We start from the raw sequence: 16,836 nt of genomic DNA, 5'->3' as shown, positions 1-16,836 counted from the left end.
GTCATGGCGGCCAATGCCATGTGATCGGCGGCGATAGAGGGAAACCATACATTGGCGATAATCAGTGCTAACCAAGCCCCTGAAGACGTGCCGAGTGTGAGTGGAGACGTTAAGGGGTTTTGTGTCAGTTGCTGCATTAAAGAGCCGACTAAACCTAACATTGCTCCGATAATAACGGCCATGATTAAGCGCGGTAACTGTGCGTAAACGAAATTAAATTCAACGAATGCTTGTGGTTCAATTGCGTAAACTAATGACCACTGTTGCAGCAAGGTAAGTGGTGTGCCTATCTGAATATCTGCAAGGGCAGTTATTATCAGTGCAGAAAAAAGTAATGCTAATTTTAATCGGGTTAATGTCATATTGGTTTCATAAGTGGATGATGAATAGAATTTGCAACATAGGGAATAAGTTTTATTGAGGTTTTATTTCCAATAAACTTTGCGTGATCGATTCTGCAATGTATTGAATAGACATGGCACCGCCGTAATTCCAAACCGGTTGTGCTTGATTAACGTGGCCATTACGAACAAAAGGCAGCGCTTTCCATAACATAGATTTGTCTAGTTTATTTTGCTGATCAATGGCATCAAAATAGATGACATAACCCTTACTGACATATTGCAGTTCGGTTAGGCGTTTTTGCACTATTCCCCATTTTTTTGCAGCTTGCGGACGCTCAACTGTGAGCCCGAGTTGCTTTATGGCATAGGCTGTGGTGGATTGGTTTGTGTAAAGGTAAATGGTGGTTTGGCTAGCAAAACGTATCGCAACTACACTTGGCAAGTGACCGTTATAGGCGTCATTCAGCTGTTGTTTCAATTCCCTAAAACGTTCTTTCATGTCATTTAGTTTTTGCTCTGCACGTGTTGATTTGCCGACCACACCCGCAATATTTTTAAAATTTTCGATTGCTGCTGCTGCGCTGTCTTGATCTGCATTGTAGGTTTCATAATAAAGAACGGGTGCAATCGTTTGTAGGCGAACCATAAGATCCTTTTGTGGCGAAGCAATTAAAATTAAATCCGGTTTAAGGCTGGCAAGTTTTTCAAGGTTTGGCTCTGTTCGAGTCCCCACATCCTGCACCGCATCTGGAATCGCAGGTTTTACAACCCAGGTCTGATAATCTTTGATATTTGCCACTGCAAGAGGCGTTACACCAAGCTCTAGCAGCTGCTCTGCGAGATCCCAGTTTAACGCCACAATGCGGGTTGGCGTTTGTGCTAAAACGTGCTCACCTAGGCTATCTTTTACTCTGATATTTGCTTGGCTTGTGGCACTGAAAAGTAGGCTGCAAAGCATCAGCCAAGAATAAGGGAAAGTACTCATATTATTATCTCTATCAGTCGGATCTCTTTTTTGCAGTGGCTATTTAACCACTGCAATTTTTTGCCAAGCTTGCGTTGGGTGAGCAATTAATTTGATCTCTGTTTGGTATAAAGCCGATAGCCGCTGCTCATCAAGCAAAAGCGCGGTCTCCCCCGTGAACGCAATTTTGCCTTGTTTTAGCGCCACTATATGGGTGGCATAACGCAGCGCTAAATTAAGATCATGCAAGATGACAAGGATCCCGCAGTCTTTTTGCTGATTCAGTTCTTTTAATAAATTCATTAAATGGTACTGATGGTGAATATCCAGCGCAGAGGTGGGTTCATCAAGAATTAACACCGGAGACTGTTGCGCAAGTAACATCGCCACCCATGCGCGTTGCCGCTCACCACCTGAGAGTTTATCGGCAAAGTTATCGGCATACTGAAGCACCCCGGTTTTTTGCATCGCGCGGTGAATAATTTGTTGGTCATTGCTTTGCCAGCGGCCAAATACACCAAGCCAAGGGAAACGACCTAACTTTACCAACTCTTGTACTGTGAGCCCTGCTACATCCGGCAATTTTTGCGGTAAGAAAGCGATTTTTCTGGCTAATTGCTGCGCAGAGAGAAGTCTAATATCGCTGCCATTGAGCGTCACTGAACCTGAATCGGCTTGCATTTGACCTGACAATAAATTCACTAATGTAGACTTACCACTGCCGTTATGGCCGAGTATCACAGTGAATCCATCACTTGGAATAGAGAGCTTTTCCACCGTTAAAATATGTCTATTATCGTGCTGTATTGTAATTTTTTCTAGCTCAAACATACCTGTAACCCATTGATAATATGAATGAAGTGAATAACGAGCAAGCATCATTCACTATCAGGTTATAAACTACCAAGTGTAATTTATCGTTGCTACTGCACTCATACCTTCGCCGTAGTAGCAATAATAATCGCAGCTGGCTATAAACTCTTTGTCAGTTAAGTTGGTCACATTAACTTGCGCGCGCCATTGCTTATTAATGTCATAACGGGCCATCGCATCAAACAAAGTGTAACTCGGCACCTTTAAATCACTGCTTGCTGGGTTATCTACACTTTCACCATTAAAGCGGGCGCCTGCTCCGACAATAAAACCTGGGATGCCGTTATCTGTAAAATCAAATTCTAACCATGAGGATGCCATGTGACGGGGGATGATCCCTGCTTGTTGTTTTGTACCATTGCCATAAGTCTCATCGGTGCGGGCATCTGTAAATGTGTAGTTCGCACGCAGTAATAAAGCCTGTGTAAGATTAGTAAGCAAATCGAGTTCTAAACCTTGGGAGGTGAGCTTACCCGTTTGAGTTTGAACATAGTTAGCGGGATTTGTGACGAGCGCATTATTTTGACTGATAGAAAACAATGCTAAGTTTATGTAACCATTGACAAAACTGGGTTCATATTTTACTCCGATTTCAGTTTGCTTACCTACGAGAGGTTTATAGGTTGAGCCCGTTGCCGGATCAATCGAAGCGATCATTTCAAACGATTCGGAATAACTGGCATAAGGTGAAAGACCGTTATCACTTAGGTACATTACGCCGGCATTTAGGGAAAAGTGTGATTCATTGCTTTTTTCCTGAGTAGAAGAGCCTGTTACTGGCTTATTTTCATTTTCTAAATCAACCCAATCGTAGCGTCCTCCAAGCTTCATTATCCATTTATCATCAAGTTTCACTTGTTGCTGTGCATACAAGCCTAATTGACTTTTGTTGATTTCCACACTAGGGAGGATACTTGAATCTACCGCAGTATAATTACCATAAACGGGATTAAATGCACTGATTCCGCCAGTCAGTGTTCCATAGTCATCAAGTTCTTTACTTTTATTATTAAAGCGCTGTAATTCAACCCCTATTAACAATGTATTTTCACTGCGGGCAGCGCGCCATTCTGCGATGACTTGGTTATCCAGTGTAAAGCTCTTGGTGGTACCATCTCGATAGACTAAACCTCGAAATAAATCTGCACTGGTCGAGTTTGGAAACACATAGGTACTGCGTAATAATAAATCGGTTTGCGCGTAACGTGCTTTCTGTTTGAAAGTCCATGTATCATCAAAATAGTGATCTAACTCATAGGCGATAGAATACTGATCACTTTCATTGGTATCATAATCGGGCTCACCGAGATTGCTGCTGGGATCAATTTGACCTTCTGCTGTCTCAATCAAGGTGCCGTAAGCGGGGAAAAAACCGTTGGTAGGAACACCATCACTGCGTTTAACGGACGCTAAAATAGTAAATTTTGTATCGGAGTTAAGATCAATCGCTAGGCTGGGCGCTAAATAATAACCTTGATTATAGCTGTCGTTAAGCATCCCATCACGTTCACTCATAGTACCAACAAAGCGCAAACGAATATCTCCTTCATCATCAACCAATCTGTTTACATCAATACCCAGTTGTTTTAGACCGCGCGTGCCTACTTGAAGCTGGATATTACCACTTTCGTTATAATTAGGTTTTTTTGATAGTGCATTCACCACACCGCCGGCGGGTGCTTCGCCATATAAAATAGCTGCCGGTCCTTTCAATATTTCAATACGCTCTAAACCATACGGCTCCACTATCCAATTGTAGTAACCCGTGTTGTATAGACGATTGCCATCTAAATAGGTTGCGGCGTTAAACCCGCGGATTTTAAACCAGTCGTTATCGTTGTCAGAGCCATAGGGTTGAGATACCACACCCGCTTGATATCGAACTGCTTCATCAAGTTTACTGGGTTGTTGAATTTCAAGCTGCTGTGTGTCAATAACCGAGACACTGCGTGTAGATTCAGGCAAAGGTGTTGCTAATTTAAGCGCAGAGGCGGTGACAATAAGGGTATCAATTTTTTTTGTGTCGGCTGCTTCTTCTGCAAAAGTAAAAGAGGGCATAGCCAGTGCAATAAGGCTCAGGCTAAAAGGTATGCAGAAAGCCATTTTAGGTAAATAGGAACAGTGCTTTAGCTCGGCGCTGATCAGATGATGTGCTGTGGTTGACATAATAGATACTCTTTATTAAATGCGGACGGTAATCATTATCATCTATATTATTGATTATATATTTGAATTGAAAGCTATATTTATTATTTTTAAAATCGATTTGCCATTTAAATGATCTACATCAAGTTTAGATTGTAAATCTGATTGATTATCATTACCATTGCGACTTGTGATTTTTGTTGATTCAGCAAGCCTATTTCCACCCTCATTTTTGCGTCGATTGGAGCCCTTTTTTATGTATAAATTTTTTGAAAGTTTGACCCAGCCATTTCCCAAAGAAACACCACAGCAGCCACCTGACACACTGGTCGCTTTCTGTTTGCATTATTCCAAAGGTTTTAAATTACCCTTATTGGCGATGTCGGTTTTAAGTGGATTGGTCGCCATTGTTGAAGTGTTGTTACTTGGGTTTTTGGGAAAACTGGTCGACATGCTTTCTCGCCATACGCCTGAAACCTTCTGGGCAGAAGAAAGTGGTGTGCTGATCGCTATGGCCGTATTAGTGATTGTCATTATTCCTATTTTAGCATTCACTCACTCCATGCTGATGCATCAATCCTTATTAGGCAACTATCCGATGTCAATCCGTTGGCTTACTCATCGCCACTTATTGCGTCAAAGCGTGTCATTCTATCAAGATGATTTCGCGGGTCGTATTGCAACAAAAGTAATGCAAACATCAATCGCTGTACGTGAAACCATGATGAAATTGGTCGATGTATTGGTGTATATCAGCGTCTATTTTACGGCGATGATCGTCATGATGGGCAGTTCAGATATTATTTTAATGATCCCGCTCTTAGTGTGGTTATGTATCTATATCGTAATTCAGTTTTATTTTGTACCACGAATGAAAAAAATAGCGACAAAGCAAGCGGATGCACGTTCAACTATGACTGGACGCATCGTTGATAGCTATACAAACATCAATACGGTTAAATTATTCTCACATAGCAAGCGTGAAACAGAATATGCAGAAAAGGGGATGCAGGGCTTTTTGCAAACGGTTTATGCGCAAATGCGTTTAGCGACTTGTTTTACACTCAGTGTCGATCTGATCAATTATTTGCTGTTATTTGCCACGGCAACGCTTTCTATCCTGTTATGGATGGACACAGCGGTAACTGTCGGGGTTATTACTGTTGCGATTAGTGTTGCTCTGCGAGTTCAAGGCATGTCTAAGTGGGTGATGTGGGAAATAAGCGCATTATTTGAAAACATCGGTACAGTCATCGATGGCATGGCAACTTTATCCAGGCCGGTTGCTATCTGCGATGCGCCTAATTCTCCTGAACTGCGCGTTACCCTAGGGACGATTGAGTTTACTAACGTCAATTTTAATTACGGTGCGGCAGGAAAATCTATCATTGAATCATTCAATCTCTCTATTAAAGCGGGTGAGAAGGTGGGCTTAGTCGGGCGCTCTGGTGCCGGTAAATCTACGCTGGTGAATCTATTAATGCGCTTTTATGATTTACAAAACGGTCAAATTTGTATCGATGGACAAAATATTTCTCACGTACAGCAAGATTCATTACGCGGCAAGATAGGGATGATAACTCAAGATACTTCGCTGTTACATCGCAGTATTCGAGAAAACATTCTGTATGGACGGCCTGATGCCACTGAGCAAGAATTGCTGTTTGCGACGAAACAGGCTCACGCACATGAATTCATTGAGGGCCTAAGTGACACATTTGGTAATCTTGGTTACGACGCACAAGTTGGCGAGCGAGGCGTTAAATTATCCGGCGGTCAACGTCAGCGCGTAGCTATTGCACGCGTCTTATTAAAAAATGCGCCGATATTAGTGATGGATGAGGCAACCTCGGCATTGGATTCTGAGGTTGAAGCTGCCATTCAAGAGAGTTTATCTGAATTGATGCAGGACAAAACAGTTATTGCGATTGCCCATAGATTGTCGACTATTGCTGCAATGGACCGTTTGATTGTCATTGATAATGGACAAATCATTGAACAAGGATCTCATCAGGATCTGATCCTGCAAAAAGGAATATACGCGCAACTTTGGGCCCATCAAACCGGTGGTTTTATTGGATCTGATGATAATGACTAAACTCTATTTATTGTGATTTCTAATTTCACTTGCAAATATATGGTTATTTATCATTCATTTTAGAACTAAGAGAGCGCTTCAATTCAAATTTCATTATTTCTCATTGGCGTTCCGCGATGCTTGAGAAATAACCTGTGCTTGCATTGCAGCCTTTCTTAATCATACCCCGCTGTTATTTTGCTAAACTGAGAATAAATTGATCTCGCGCAATTTTTTTGTAAAGCAAACATGCTATTTTGTTGCGAATGGTAATCACTCTCATTTGTATTTGATAGGTTAATTTTCATGTCGTTAAACAAGATCACTTTTATTTTAGTCGTCGCAGTCAGTTGCAATTTTTTGTCATTTACAGCCAGCTCGAATTCATTGCTCAACGCTCACTCTACGGAAATAGATATCCTAGAGCAGGCCGGTACAACGCAAAAAAAAATAGATAAAAGCAGTGATAATGCCCTGCATTTAGCCACTGCAATAGAAGCGCTGGAGTCTGAATTATCGAATCTGCAAGTTTATCAAAAACACTTGCAAGATATGGTCAGCAATCAACAGCAAGAGCTGCAGGATATTGATCAGCAACTGCTTGATATTGAAGAAACTAAGAAAGGTATTATTCCGCTGATGTATGCCATGTTAGACGGCTTAGCCGGGTGGGTGGAAAATGACAAACCTATCCGTATAAAGAGTCGTCGTGAGCGTATTCAAAAGCTAAAAACAATGATCAAAGAGGCCAATATTAGCGATGCTGAAAAGTATCGCCGAATTTTGGAAGCCTATCAAATAGAACTTGATTATGGTGTAAAACTGGGTAGTTATAACGGCACAATTAATAGTGATAGTGGTGCTCGTAATGTCGAGCTACTGTATCTTGGACGTGTGGCGTTTGTTGCTCGCAGCCTAGATCAACAACTCTTTTGGACCTGGAATGTACAAAATAAGCAATGGCAAGCAGTAGATAAAGAGATAGGAATTGATATCAAAAAGGCTTTTGCTGTCGCCAATCAACAAGCCGCTGCGAGTCTTTTAGTGTTGCCGTTATCACTCAATCAGGAGATTGTAAAATGACCTGCTTGATAAAAGTAAAAGAGTTATTTGCACCTGTGCTGCTTCTCTGCTTGTTATTCGCTTGTTTTTCCGCTGCGGCGCAAACGCCCGAATCCAATGAAAAAATACTTACTGATCAATTAGTAAAAACAACCTTAGATGTAAAACGTACGGAGGCTAAACATAATCGACAAAGAGTTGCTGAATTTAGACTTAGTGAGAAACAACTTCTTGCGAAAAAAATAGCGTTAGATACACAAGTAACAGAACTACAGCAGCTAAACGATCAGCTCAGTGTGCATTTTAAAAAAAATGAGCAATTGCTGACGAGAAAAACACAGGAGTTGCATCTGGCGGCGGGCAGTCTTGGCGAACTGTTTGGCGTTGTCCGTCAGGTGGCAAAAGATCTGCAACAAGAATTTTCCAGTAGTGTGTCGGTTATTGGCGCGGATAAAGACAGTGAAATCGTTGCCAGTATCGTTGCCGCGCGCACGTTACCCTCTACCGAACAACTTACCGGACTGTGGACTGCACTGAGTAATCAAATTAAAAGCAGCGGCCAATTAAGCAATGTGGCTGTGCAATATGTTGATGGCACGGGCGTTATGTCAGACAAGCAAGTTATGCGGCTAGGCAGTATGGGTATTGTTGATGATAACGGCTATCTCAATTGGCAGGCGAGTACTCAGCAAGCGTTCGCGTATCCGGTCCAACCTCAGTCAAGTCCGACTATCTCAACCATTAATAATATGGGTGTATTCGCTATTGATCCCTCGCGCGGAAAATTGATGGCGCAATTAGGCAACACGCCAACATGGTATCAACGTATTGATCAAGCGGGTATTGTTGGCAAGATAATTATTGCTATCTTAGCGTTGGGTTTGGTGATTGGTACCTATCGAGGCAGTATTTTGTTACGCATCGAAGCTCAAATCAAAGATCAGCTCAAAACACCAGAACACGCAAACGCCAACAATCCACTTGGACGAGTATTGCGTGTTTATAAGGATGATAATCGTGCAAATATAGATGCGCTCGAACTGCGTCTGCTTGAAGCGGTTATGGATGAACAGCAGCATCTTGAGCGCGGTCTGTCTATGTTAAAGCTGCTTGCTGCTTTGGCGCCAATGTTAGGGTTACTTGGCACGGTCACTGGCATGATTGACACGTTCCAAACTATTACTCAGTTTGGAAATGCTGATCCGCGCGTTATGGCCGGGGGGATTTCTATGGCATTAATGACCACTGTGCTTGGTTTGATCACTGCCATGCCCTTGTTATTGCTGCACAACGTACTGAGTACGCAAGCTGAAAATGTACGCAGTCTTATAGAAAAACAAGGCGTTGGGTTAGTGGCTGAACGCGCTGAATCTATCCCTATTATGATATCGAAGGCTGCTTAATATGTATAGTCTGTCATTGCTTAAAACCTACCTGGGTGAACTCAATTGGGTAAACGCATTGGCCGCCTTTATGGGCAGCGGTGGTCCGGTTCTTTGGGTGCTGGCATTACTGCTGGTTATATTCTGGGTATTGGCGCTGGAGCGACTCGTGTATCTATTTTGGGTCTTTCCCAAACATCAAATAATCTGGGTTAATAAGTGGCAAGCAAGAGGCGACCAGCACTCCTGGTTTGCTCGCTCCCAGCGCGACGCTTGGTTCTCGCTGGCACGATTAGCGTTGCACCGCTATCTTAATCTGATGAAATTGTCGGTGGCATTGTGTCCAATGATTGGTTTATTGGGCACAGTGACCGGCATGATCTCAGTTTTTGATGTACTTGCCACGCAAGGAACTGCACAACCTCGGTTGATGGCCACTGGAATATCAATGGCAACACTACCAACGATGGTTGGTATGGTGGCCGCGCTGGTGGGAATGTTTATGCATTCCCGAATTGCCAAGTTAATTGAGGTGCGTGAATTACATCTTAAACGTCTAATGAGAAGCAAATAAAAGTGGATTTAATATGAGATTAGGCACGAGCAGAAAAGTACCAGAGGAAGCGCATATAGATATGACATCAATGCTTGATATCGTCTTTATTATGCTTATATTTTTTATTGTGACGAGCTCATTTGTGAGTGAATCTGGCATTGAAGTGAACCGACCAAAAGCAAGTCATGCACACAGTCAAAAAGATGCGGGAATATTTATCGCAGTGACGGATAAGAATGAAATTTATATTGATAAACGCAGGGTCGATGCAGAGCGAGTGCAAGCGGCCTTAGAGAATTTATTGCTGGAACAGCCGCAAGCCTCTTTGGTGATACAGGCCGATGCTCATGCATTTAATGGCACGGTTATAGAGGTTATGGATGCGGCAAAAGGGGCGGGTATCAGTAAAATAGCGCTGGCAACTGAACAAAAATAATATTGAAACATTACTGGCTCTATTTACTGGCTCTAAGTTGAATAAAACATGAAACGTTTACTGTGCGTATTACCCTTAGCTGTTTTTATAAGCGCTGCTATCTTTGTTTTTATGGTTTCAATGGTCGGCAATCCGCCCAAACCAGAGGCTGGCTCTATTCTCCGTTTTGATATGACCATGGTCGAGAAACAACAAGTAATACAACGGCGCAATCGTGCACTACCTGAACCTCCTAAAAAAGCACTGGCAGCTCCCTCTCCTGAGCCCCTCTCCGCTAACTCGGCTATTGAGCAACTGTCGCTGGCTATGCCAAATTTTCCCGATATAAGTATGGATAATTCACTCGTCGCCATCAATCTTGCGCCACCACAACAGAGCATCATCGGGCGTGAGCAGCAACAGATGCCCTTGTATCGAGTTGAACCTCGTTATCCGCAACATGCTCTTCAAAGGAAAATAGAAGGTTATGTGATCATGGCATTTAGCGTCGATCAGCAAGGTAAACCACAAGGGATCAAAGTCATGGAGTCAAGTCCAAACGGCATATTTGATCGCGAGGCGGCAAGGGCGCTTAAGCGTTGGAAATATTCCCCCCGTATTGGCGATGCTGGGTTGCAAGATGAGCAAAGGGTCAAATTAGAATTTAGGATCCAGCCATGATCTGCCGTTATTTATTTGCTATTTTTCTCCCTATTTGCGCATTGACTTGCTCTGCAGTGGCACTTACTCCGTCTGTGGCGAGCGGAGTGAGTCATGCCTATCAGTTACAACAAGATGACAAGTTACAGGAGGCCATTGCATTTTTAGAGTCACTTACTGCAAAGCGTAACTATGACAAGGCTTATGTTGAGCGCGTTCTTGGGGGATTTTACTGGCAAAATGAGCAAGTTAATAAAGCGTTATTATCACTGCAATTGGCGACCAATTCACAACATTTAACAGGAGAACTGCAGTTTGATACGATGCGAATGTTGGCGGATATTCAACTCACTCAAAATAAGTATCAGCAAGCAATTAAGAATTATCGGCAAGTGATTGAGCATCTCGAATCGATGCCTAGTAATGAGGCTGAAAAGTTAGCGCTATTATGGCAGCGATTAGCGCAAGCACATTATCAAAATAGTGATTGGATCTCTGTTATCAGTGCGCTAGAGAAAAACCACAGTTACACGGACAGGGTGACAACGGCCAATTTACAACTTAGGCTAGCGGCTGAAATAGCGCTACTGCGTTGGTCAGCTGCTCTAAAAAGCACTGAGCAGCTGCGCGCGCTGCAACCTGAGTCTGCTCGATGGTGGCAGCAGCTGGTGAGTTTAAATCTAAAAGCTAAACATGCTAAGCAGGCATTGGTCATTTTACAGCAGTATCAACGCATGGGATTTTTACTTAGCCAACAAGAGATAAAAACGCTGGCGCAATTATATGCTCAGCAAGGTATTCCAGAAAAAGCCGCGCAGCACTATCAAACACTTAAAGATATAGATAGTGATGCACAGCTTAAATCCTCTCAAGCCCAATATTGGCAAATGGCACATAATTGGAATAATGCAACGCAAGCATGGGCGCAGGCTGCAAAAATCGATTCTAAATATCGTTGGCAGCATATACAGATTTTGATTCAACAGAAATACTATCAACAAGGACTTGATCTGTTGTCATTGATAAAGAAAAAAGAAAGCAAACATTACTTAGCCCAAGTTCAAGCCTATTATCGCTTAGGCAATATTTCTCTGGCGTATGCTGCAGCGGCGCAAGCGCATGAAATAAATCCGAGTGCAAACAGCAAAAGTTGGTTGGAATATTTAGGGACGTTGAGGGCTGGCAAACATGAGAACCACGATTAATCTGATTACAGATAAGATAGAGATATTGTGATACACCGATTGCTAGTATTTTGCAGGCTAACATGGATTTAAGGGGCGTTATTTAATTTCACTGGCAAGGCGTTGAATCTGCATATTTTAAATGACTTGTTTGAAAAAATTCGTTATTTTAACAAAGGCTAGTCTCACTTGTGACACTATTTTCGTGTTTATGGGTTCACTGTGAAAGTGGTTCAAGTTAAACTGACTATTTTTCCTTAGTAAAAGAAGATCCATATGGCTTATATTCCAAGCAATTATAGAAGTTTAGAAAGTGATTATCGTGATAAAGCATTAAAACTTTTTCCATGGGTTTGTGGAAAGTGCGCACGTGAATTTTTGTATTCTAATTTAAAAGAGTTAACAGTTCACCATATGGACCATGACCATAGTAATAATCCGGCTGATGGCAGCAACTGGGAACTGTTATGTATCTATTGTCATGATCATGAGCATGATAAATATACGCAAGCAGATTTGTACGGTAGTACGGTAACTGCGGGTGATGATGTACAGGCAACTGCTACCTATAACCCATTTGCAGATTTGCTGGGAAAAATGAAAAAATAGTTTAAAACGAAGTTCCCAAACTTACCCTTTGCAGTAGTTTGGGCATATCGTTAAATTTCCTCACGTTTAATGGAGATAACTACACGGCGATTTTGCATTCGCCCTAATACATCTCTGTTATCTGCAACATGGTATCTTTCCCCATATCCTGCCACTTGAATTTTTTCATTATCTAAGCCTAACTGTGCAAGATAATCTTTTACTGCGGTTGCACGTTGCTCGGATAATTGTTGATTGTGATGACGCCCACCGTAACTGTCGGAATATCCTGAAACTAGAATAATACTAATATGTTCATCATACTTAATATAATCCCCAATCATTTTCAGACGTTTTTTTGAAAATGGGGTTAGGTTTATGCCGTTTTTATTATATTTAAGTATGCTGTAGGCTATATCATCAAAATTATAGGGCAGTAAATTGTCAATGCAGTTATTAAACTCATTGTAACTTTTATTGAAGTTTACCGATGAAAGGCCAACACTGGTTATCTGATTCTTGTTATACCAATCTTCAAAATAAAAGGTAGGGTATTGACCTGACTCTAATTCATTAAGCATGCGCCAGGCACTTTGACGAGTAACATAACCATCGAACTGCTGGTGGAATTTAACCGTATCTATTTTTTCTGCACTATTCCCGGGACGCCATTTTGGTGGAACTGATTTTAATGTCACCATACCTGTTTTAGGCATTGCCTGTTTACTGTGTAATTTAAAGTCGAGATTTATCTTCTTATTGGCTCTTGCTTCAAAATAGGCTTGACCGTAACGCGGAATAGGGTGCTCCAGGGTACACTGAATAGGGGTTGCACTGGATATGTACCAGAGTGAATTATCCATGGTTGCAGAGTAGCTTTTATTGGCTGCATAAGAACAATTAAAGTAGAGCAGCAGGGTGGTCAATATTATTTTTTTCATAATTCGGCTCGTTATATTAAGACGTCTATACAAATATCGGCAACGTTGTAGATTTCTTTAGCTAAATTTATACTGTTTACCTCTCTTTCTGGCATAATTGTACTTCTTTTTTTGAGCTTTGAGTAAACTATGGAAAATTTATTGGTCGCGCGTTTTCGTGGCTATTACCCTGTTATTATTGATATCGAAACCTCCGGTCTGAATTCCCAAACAGATGCAATATTAGAAATTGCAGCAATCTTTCCTGCGATGGATGAGCAAGGTTACCTCTATTGCGCAGAGAAAATTCATTTTCATGTGCAGCCTTTTGAGGGGGCAAATTTAGATCCTAAGGCGTTAGCGTTTACTGGGATTGATCCCTTCAATCCATTGCGTGGCGCTATTGACGAGCGAGATGCATTAACTGAAATATTCAAGTTAGTACGTAAGCATCAAAAAAACAATAAATGTAACCGCGCTATTTTGGTTGCACATAATGCCTCATTTGATCAAGGTTTTATTAATCAGGCGAGTTTACGTTGTAATTTAAAACGTGTTCCATTTCATCCTTTCGCTAGCTTTGATACTGCAACTATGGCCGGATTGACGTTAGGGCAAACAGTACTTGCTAAGGCCTGTGAACAAGCAAAAATCCCATATAATAATAGTGAAGCGCATTCCGCATTATATGATACCGAAGTAACGGCCCAGCTGTTTTTTTATATGGTTAATAAATGGAAGGCATTGGGAGGCTGGCCGCTCTCTTCCTAGCTGCGCTGTAACAATAGAGATATCTTGGGCTGCATTGGCAAGTGGTTTTGTATATACTCAGTTAACGTAGTTAGCTCCCTCTGCTGTCGATTAGGATGATTTTTAATGCGAGAAAATGCAAAACGACCACTAGTACAATGGATAGATATTCTTGCTAAAAAAGAGTTGCCTGCGATCACATCGGTAGCGGGGATGCTTGATAAATTTGCCAATGATGATGTTTCTTCAATTCCTCAATTGAGCAAAGCAATTTTACATGATCAAGCGCTTTCCTCCTGCGTATTAAAAGTTGTCAATAACTGTAACCGTGTTTCATATAGAAAAGTGACCACGGTTTCTCGTGCTTCAATTGTATTGGGTATTCAATCGGTTAAGAATATCTGTTTAACATCAAAAATATTGGATGGATTATTACAAAGCAAGAATCTGGGGCCAGAAGTTTATAACCGTTTGACCATCTTAATGGCAAATGCTTTTTATGCGGGGTTATTAGCAAAGATGATGGTCCCTGATTATAGTGATGATACGAAAGAAGAGGTCTACCTCGCTGCTATGTTATACCATATTGGAGAAACTTCTTTTTGGAGTAGCAGCAGTGATATGGCAGAGCAATTAATTAAAGAGGTGGGTTTACCTGCCGATGAATTTCAGCAATATTGCAATTCAGTGACGGGGATTAAATTTAAAGATCTCAGCATAGGTTTGGCTAAAACATGGCATTTAGGTGAATTATTGATTAAATCCTTAGATCAACCTGAAAGTCGGACGGTTGAGATGCGGACCATTAGCTTGGCAAATCAACTCAGCGCTGCGATTGCTTCTCCTTCTGCAAAAAAAAGTGATTTTGATCGGATCTTAAATGAGATCAGTAAAATCATGAAAGTTGATGTTAACCATTTAAAAAAGCGAATTGAAGAAACGAGAAACTTAGCGATTGAGTTACTGAGTTCATACGGTGCTTCAATATTAGAAAGACACATTAAACTATTACCTCAAGATACAGACTTTACTGATCAATTAGAAAAATCAACATTAGCACCGATATCACCAGAAAAAGCGATGTTATCCGCCCTGAAAAAATTAACAATGTTGACGAGAAAAAGCACTAATATTAACGAGTTCTTGGTTTTTGCATTGGAGCAGGCCGGGCCCATTAATGGTTTTGATCGCTGTGCATTTTGGATGTTAAGCGGTAATAAAAGTAAAGTGGAATCCAGAGCAACATACGACGGAAATGGGCAGACTGAAACTTGTCGCCGTTCAATTACAATAAATGAAAGTATGAATCTTGTTAGCCATGCTTTAGACGTTGATAACCCCGTACTTGTGAATGATATTTTCGATCTAAAATGGCGAAATTATGTCACAGTTGAAATAGAAAAATTAGTCGGTAAAGGGGCTATCTGTTTTGCCCCCGTTAAAATTGAAGATAAAATGATAGGTGTGGTCAGTGCGCAAAATTTTGATCGATCAAAAAAGATCAGTGACGATAATTTTTCGCAGTTTAGTTTTATGATTGATCACCTTAATATGTGTCTAAGTTTGATCACTCGTCGTTAAAGTTTTATTACATTATTTCGTAAGTATAATGCTGTTTATAATAGATTAATCTTCAGGCGGGTTACTGAGTGGTGATTAATCTATTCGTTGAAATTGCGGTGCATCCGAATTGAAAATACCGTCCGTTAGTTGGTTATGGTAAACCTCAGCCTGCTCTTCTAGGGCATCTTCATTGAGAATTACTTTTGTGCCATTTATCAAACCTTTTTGCAAAATAAGATCTAAATTAATTGGCAACTCTTTTTCTGTACTCTCCTCTTTTGCTATTAATGCCCAAATATAAGCTTGTTCAAATTCTTTGTTCTGGTAGAAGATTGTCATCATTAAGGTGAAGATGTTTTTTGGCAGGGCATCTACGGATTTACTTTCTCTTAATGCTTTATAAAAAAGATCTATTGCGCGTTGTGGATCTTCTTTAGAATAGATAGTTGCAAGCTTGGTTAATAGCCTAATATCCGTTAAATCTTTTTTATTGGCGGCATTTAAAAAAACAGTTTTGGCATTTAAGTCTTGATGGCGCGTCCATAAATAATAGGCAAGATGCGGGTCTTGTGTGCCTTTACTCTCTTTTAGCTTTTCTTCCATTAGCTTTTGTGCGGTTAAATAGTTTTCCATGCGAAGTTTTTTACGCTCTTTATGACGAGTAAATTGTAGAAATAGTGTTAATTCAAGACAAGATTCATAGTTATCAAGCTGCGTAAGTAAATCTCGGGTATGTGCCTCATTAGGCTCGATTTTATCATAATAGCGAGCGCGGATAAGTGTTGTACGTTTATAACGGCAATCACTTATTTGATGTAGGTCATCACACAGCTGTGGTTCTGATTCGCAGATAGCGGACAAGCTATCACTTTGAAATGGCGAACAAGAGGCCATCACAAATAATGCGGTTATAGCAAGCGTGCTTTTGAGTATCTTAGTAATCATCAGTAGAACTATTCCATTAAATCAATATACTTACAATAGTTTAAGCTTAATACTTTAATACAACAATAGGTGAGTCACGTGTCAAATTTAACTGAGTATGCAAAAAACATATCGCCGTCACTTTATGAGAAATTAAAACAAGCTGTTGAAACTGGCAAGTGGTTAGATGGTAGTAAATTAAGTGAACAACAAAATGCAGATAGCCTGCAGCTGGTAATGGCATACCAAAGTCTGTTTAATGAGCAACCTGATCATTTCAGTATTGCTAAAGGTGGGGAAATTCACATGCAAAATAAAAAAGAATTAAAGGATAAATTTTCGCAGCGCACTCTTTCAGATATTCATTTGCTAGATTTATAAAAACAATTCTCTTGTTCCCTTGCTCTGTCTAGTAATTAAATAATAGAT

Annotated in this window: 17 protein-coding genes; 11 read left to right on the top strand and 6 right to left on the bottom strand. The window is 40.9% G+C overall.

What is annotated here, in order from left to right; translation table 11 throughout:
* From ACJAT7_RS07415 to ACJAT7_RS07400, 4 genes are all read right to left on the bottom strand, one after another.
* Positions 1-362, bottom strand: a 362-nt coding sequence (locus ACJAT7_RS07415) for an iron chelate uptake ABC transporter family permease subunit (protein WP_415226162.1), incomplete at its 3' end; no start/stop codon positions are given.
* A 52-nt stretch (positions 363-414) separates the two neighbouring features.
* Positions 415-1,329, bottom strand: a complete 915-nt coding sequence (locus tag ACJAT7_RS07410; RefSeq protein WP_415226161.1) for an iron-siderophore ABC transporter substrate-binding protein — start codon at positions 1,327-1,329, stop codon at positions 415-417.
* A 39-nt stretch (positions 1,330-1,368) separates the two neighbouring features.
* On the bottom strand, positions 1,369-2,139 hold the full coding sequence (locus ACJAT7_RS07405; RefSeq protein WP_415226160.1) for an ABC transporter ATP-binding protein: 771 nt from the start codon (positions 2,137-2,139) through the stop codon (positions 1,369-1,371).
* Positions 2,140-2,208: 69 nt separating this feature from the next.
* Positions 2,209-4,347, bottom strand: a complete 2,139-nt coding sequence (locus tag ACJAT7_RS07400; protein WP_415226159.1) for a TonB-dependent siderophore receptor — start codon at positions 4,345-4,347, stop codon at positions 2,209-2,211.
* 235 nt (positions 4,348-4,582) lie between these two features.
* On the opposite strand from ACJAT7_RS07400, the gene ACJAT7_RS07395 reads away from it, so the two are divergent.
* From ACJAT7_RS07395 to ACJAT7_RS07360, 8 genes are all read left to right on the top strand, one after another.
* Positions 4,583-6,424: an ABC transporter ATP-binding protein gene (locus tag ACJAT7_RS07395; RefSeq protein WP_415226158.1), complete on the top strand. Its 1,842-nt coding sequence runs from the start codon at positions 4,583-4,585 to the stop codon at positions 6,422-6,424.
* A 285-nt stretch (positions 6,425-6,709) separates the two neighbouring features.
* On the top strand, positions 6,710-7,486 hold the full coding sequence (locus tag ACJAT7_RS07390) for a DUF3450 domain-containing protein (protein WP_415226157.1): 777 nt from the start codon (positions 6,710-6,712) through the stop codon (positions 7,484-7,486).
* The gene (locus tag ACJAT7_RS07385) at positions 7,483-8,868 is read left to right on the top strand and encodes a MotA/TolQ/ExbB proton channel family protein (protein WP_415226156.1); all 1,386 of its coding nucleotides are present in this window, start codon (positions 7,483-7,485) and stop codon (positions 8,866-8,868) included. Before ACJAT7_RS07390 ends, ACJAT7_RS07385 begins: the two co-directional genes overlap by 4 nt.
* Position 8,869: 1 nt before the next feature.
* Positions 8,870-9,421 (top strand): MotA/TolQ/ExbB proton channel family protein, encoded by a 552-nt coding sequence (locus ACJAT7_RS07380; protein WP_415226155.1) that lies wholly within the window; start codon positions 8,870-8,872, stop codon positions 9,419-9,421.
* Positions 9,422-9,434: 13 nt separating this feature from the next.
* Positions 9,435-9,839, top strand: coding sequence for an ExbD/TolR family protein (locus ACJAT7_RS07375; RefSeq protein WP_415226154.1), 405 nt, complete (start codon positions 9,435-9,437; stop codon positions 9,837-9,839).
* 48 nt (positions 9,840-9,887) lie between these two features.
* The gene (locus ACJAT7_RS07370) at positions 9,888-10,499 is read left to right on the top strand and encodes an energy transducer TonB (protein ID WP_415226153.1); all 612 of its coding nucleotides are present in this window, start codon (positions 9,888-9,890) and stop codon (positions 10,497-10,499) included.
* Complete coding sequence (locus ACJAT7_RS07365) at positions 10,496-11,683, top strand: tetratricopeptide repeat protein (protein WP_415226152.1); 1,188 nt, start codon at positions 10,496-10,498, stop codon at positions 11,681-11,683. Before ACJAT7_RS07370 ends, ACJAT7_RS07365 begins: the two co-directional genes overlap by 4 nt.
* 255 nt (positions 11,684-11,938) lie before the next feature.
* Positions 11,939-12,271 (top strand): YajD family HNH nuclease, encoded by a 333-nt coding sequence (locus ACJAT7_RS07360; protein WP_415226151.1) that lies wholly within the window; start codon positions 11,939-11,941, stop codon positions 12,269-12,271.
* A 50-nt stretch (positions 12,272-12,321) separates the two neighbouring features.
* Here the strand turns inward: ACJAT7_RS07360 and ACJAT7_RS07355 are convergent, their stop codons facing one another.
* On the bottom strand, positions 12,322-13,191 hold the full coding sequence (locus ACJAT7_RS07355; RefSeq protein ID WP_415226150.1) for a flagellar protein MotY: 870 nt from the start codon (positions 13,189-13,191) through the stop codon (positions 12,322-12,324).
* Between the two features lie 129 nt (positions 13,192-13,320).
* Between ACJAT7_RS07355 and rnt the strand changes: the two genes are divergently transcribed.
* Together rnt and ACJAT7_RS07345 are read left to right on the top strand one after the other, a co-directional pair.
* The gene (gene rnt, locus ACJAT7_RS07350) at positions 13,321-13,941 is read left to right on the top strand and encodes a ribonuclease T (RefSeq protein WP_415226149.1); all 621 of its coding nucleotides are present in this window, start codon (positions 13,321-13,323) and stop codon (positions 13,939-13,941) included.
* A gap of 105 nt (positions 13,942-14,046) precedes the next feature.
* Positions 14,047-15,501 (top strand): HDOD domain-containing protein, encoded by a 1,455-nt coding sequence (locus ACJAT7_RS07345; protein WP_415226148.1) that lies wholly within the window; start codon positions 14,047-14,049, stop codon positions 15,499-15,501.
* Between the two features lie 75 nt (positions 15,502-15,576).
* Here the strand turns inward: ACJAT7_RS07345 and ACJAT7_RS07340 are convergent, their stop codons facing one another.
* Entirely contained in the window at positions 15,577-16,428 is an 852-nt protein-coding gene (locus ACJAT7_RS07340; RefSeq protein ID WP_415226147.1) for a DUF2989 domain-containing protein, read from the bottom strand.
* A gap of 78 nt (positions 16,429-16,506) precedes the next feature.
* Between ACJAT7_RS07340 and ACJAT7_RS07335 the strand changes: the two genes are divergently transcribed.
* Positions 16,507-16,788, top strand: a complete 282-nt coding sequence (locus ACJAT7_RS07335; RefSeq protein WP_415226146.1) for a YeaC family protein — start codon at positions 16,507-16,509, stop codon at positions 16,786-16,788.
* Positions 16,789-16,836: the final 48 nt, after the last annotated feature.

Source organism: Psychromonas sp. (assembly GCF_047632995.1).
In the GTDB taxonomy this organism is placed as follows: domain Bacteria; phylum Pseudomonadota; class Gammaproteobacteria; order Enterobacterales; family Psychromonadaceae; genus Psychromonas.
This window is presented reverse-complemented; position numbering and strand designations above follow the sequence as displayed.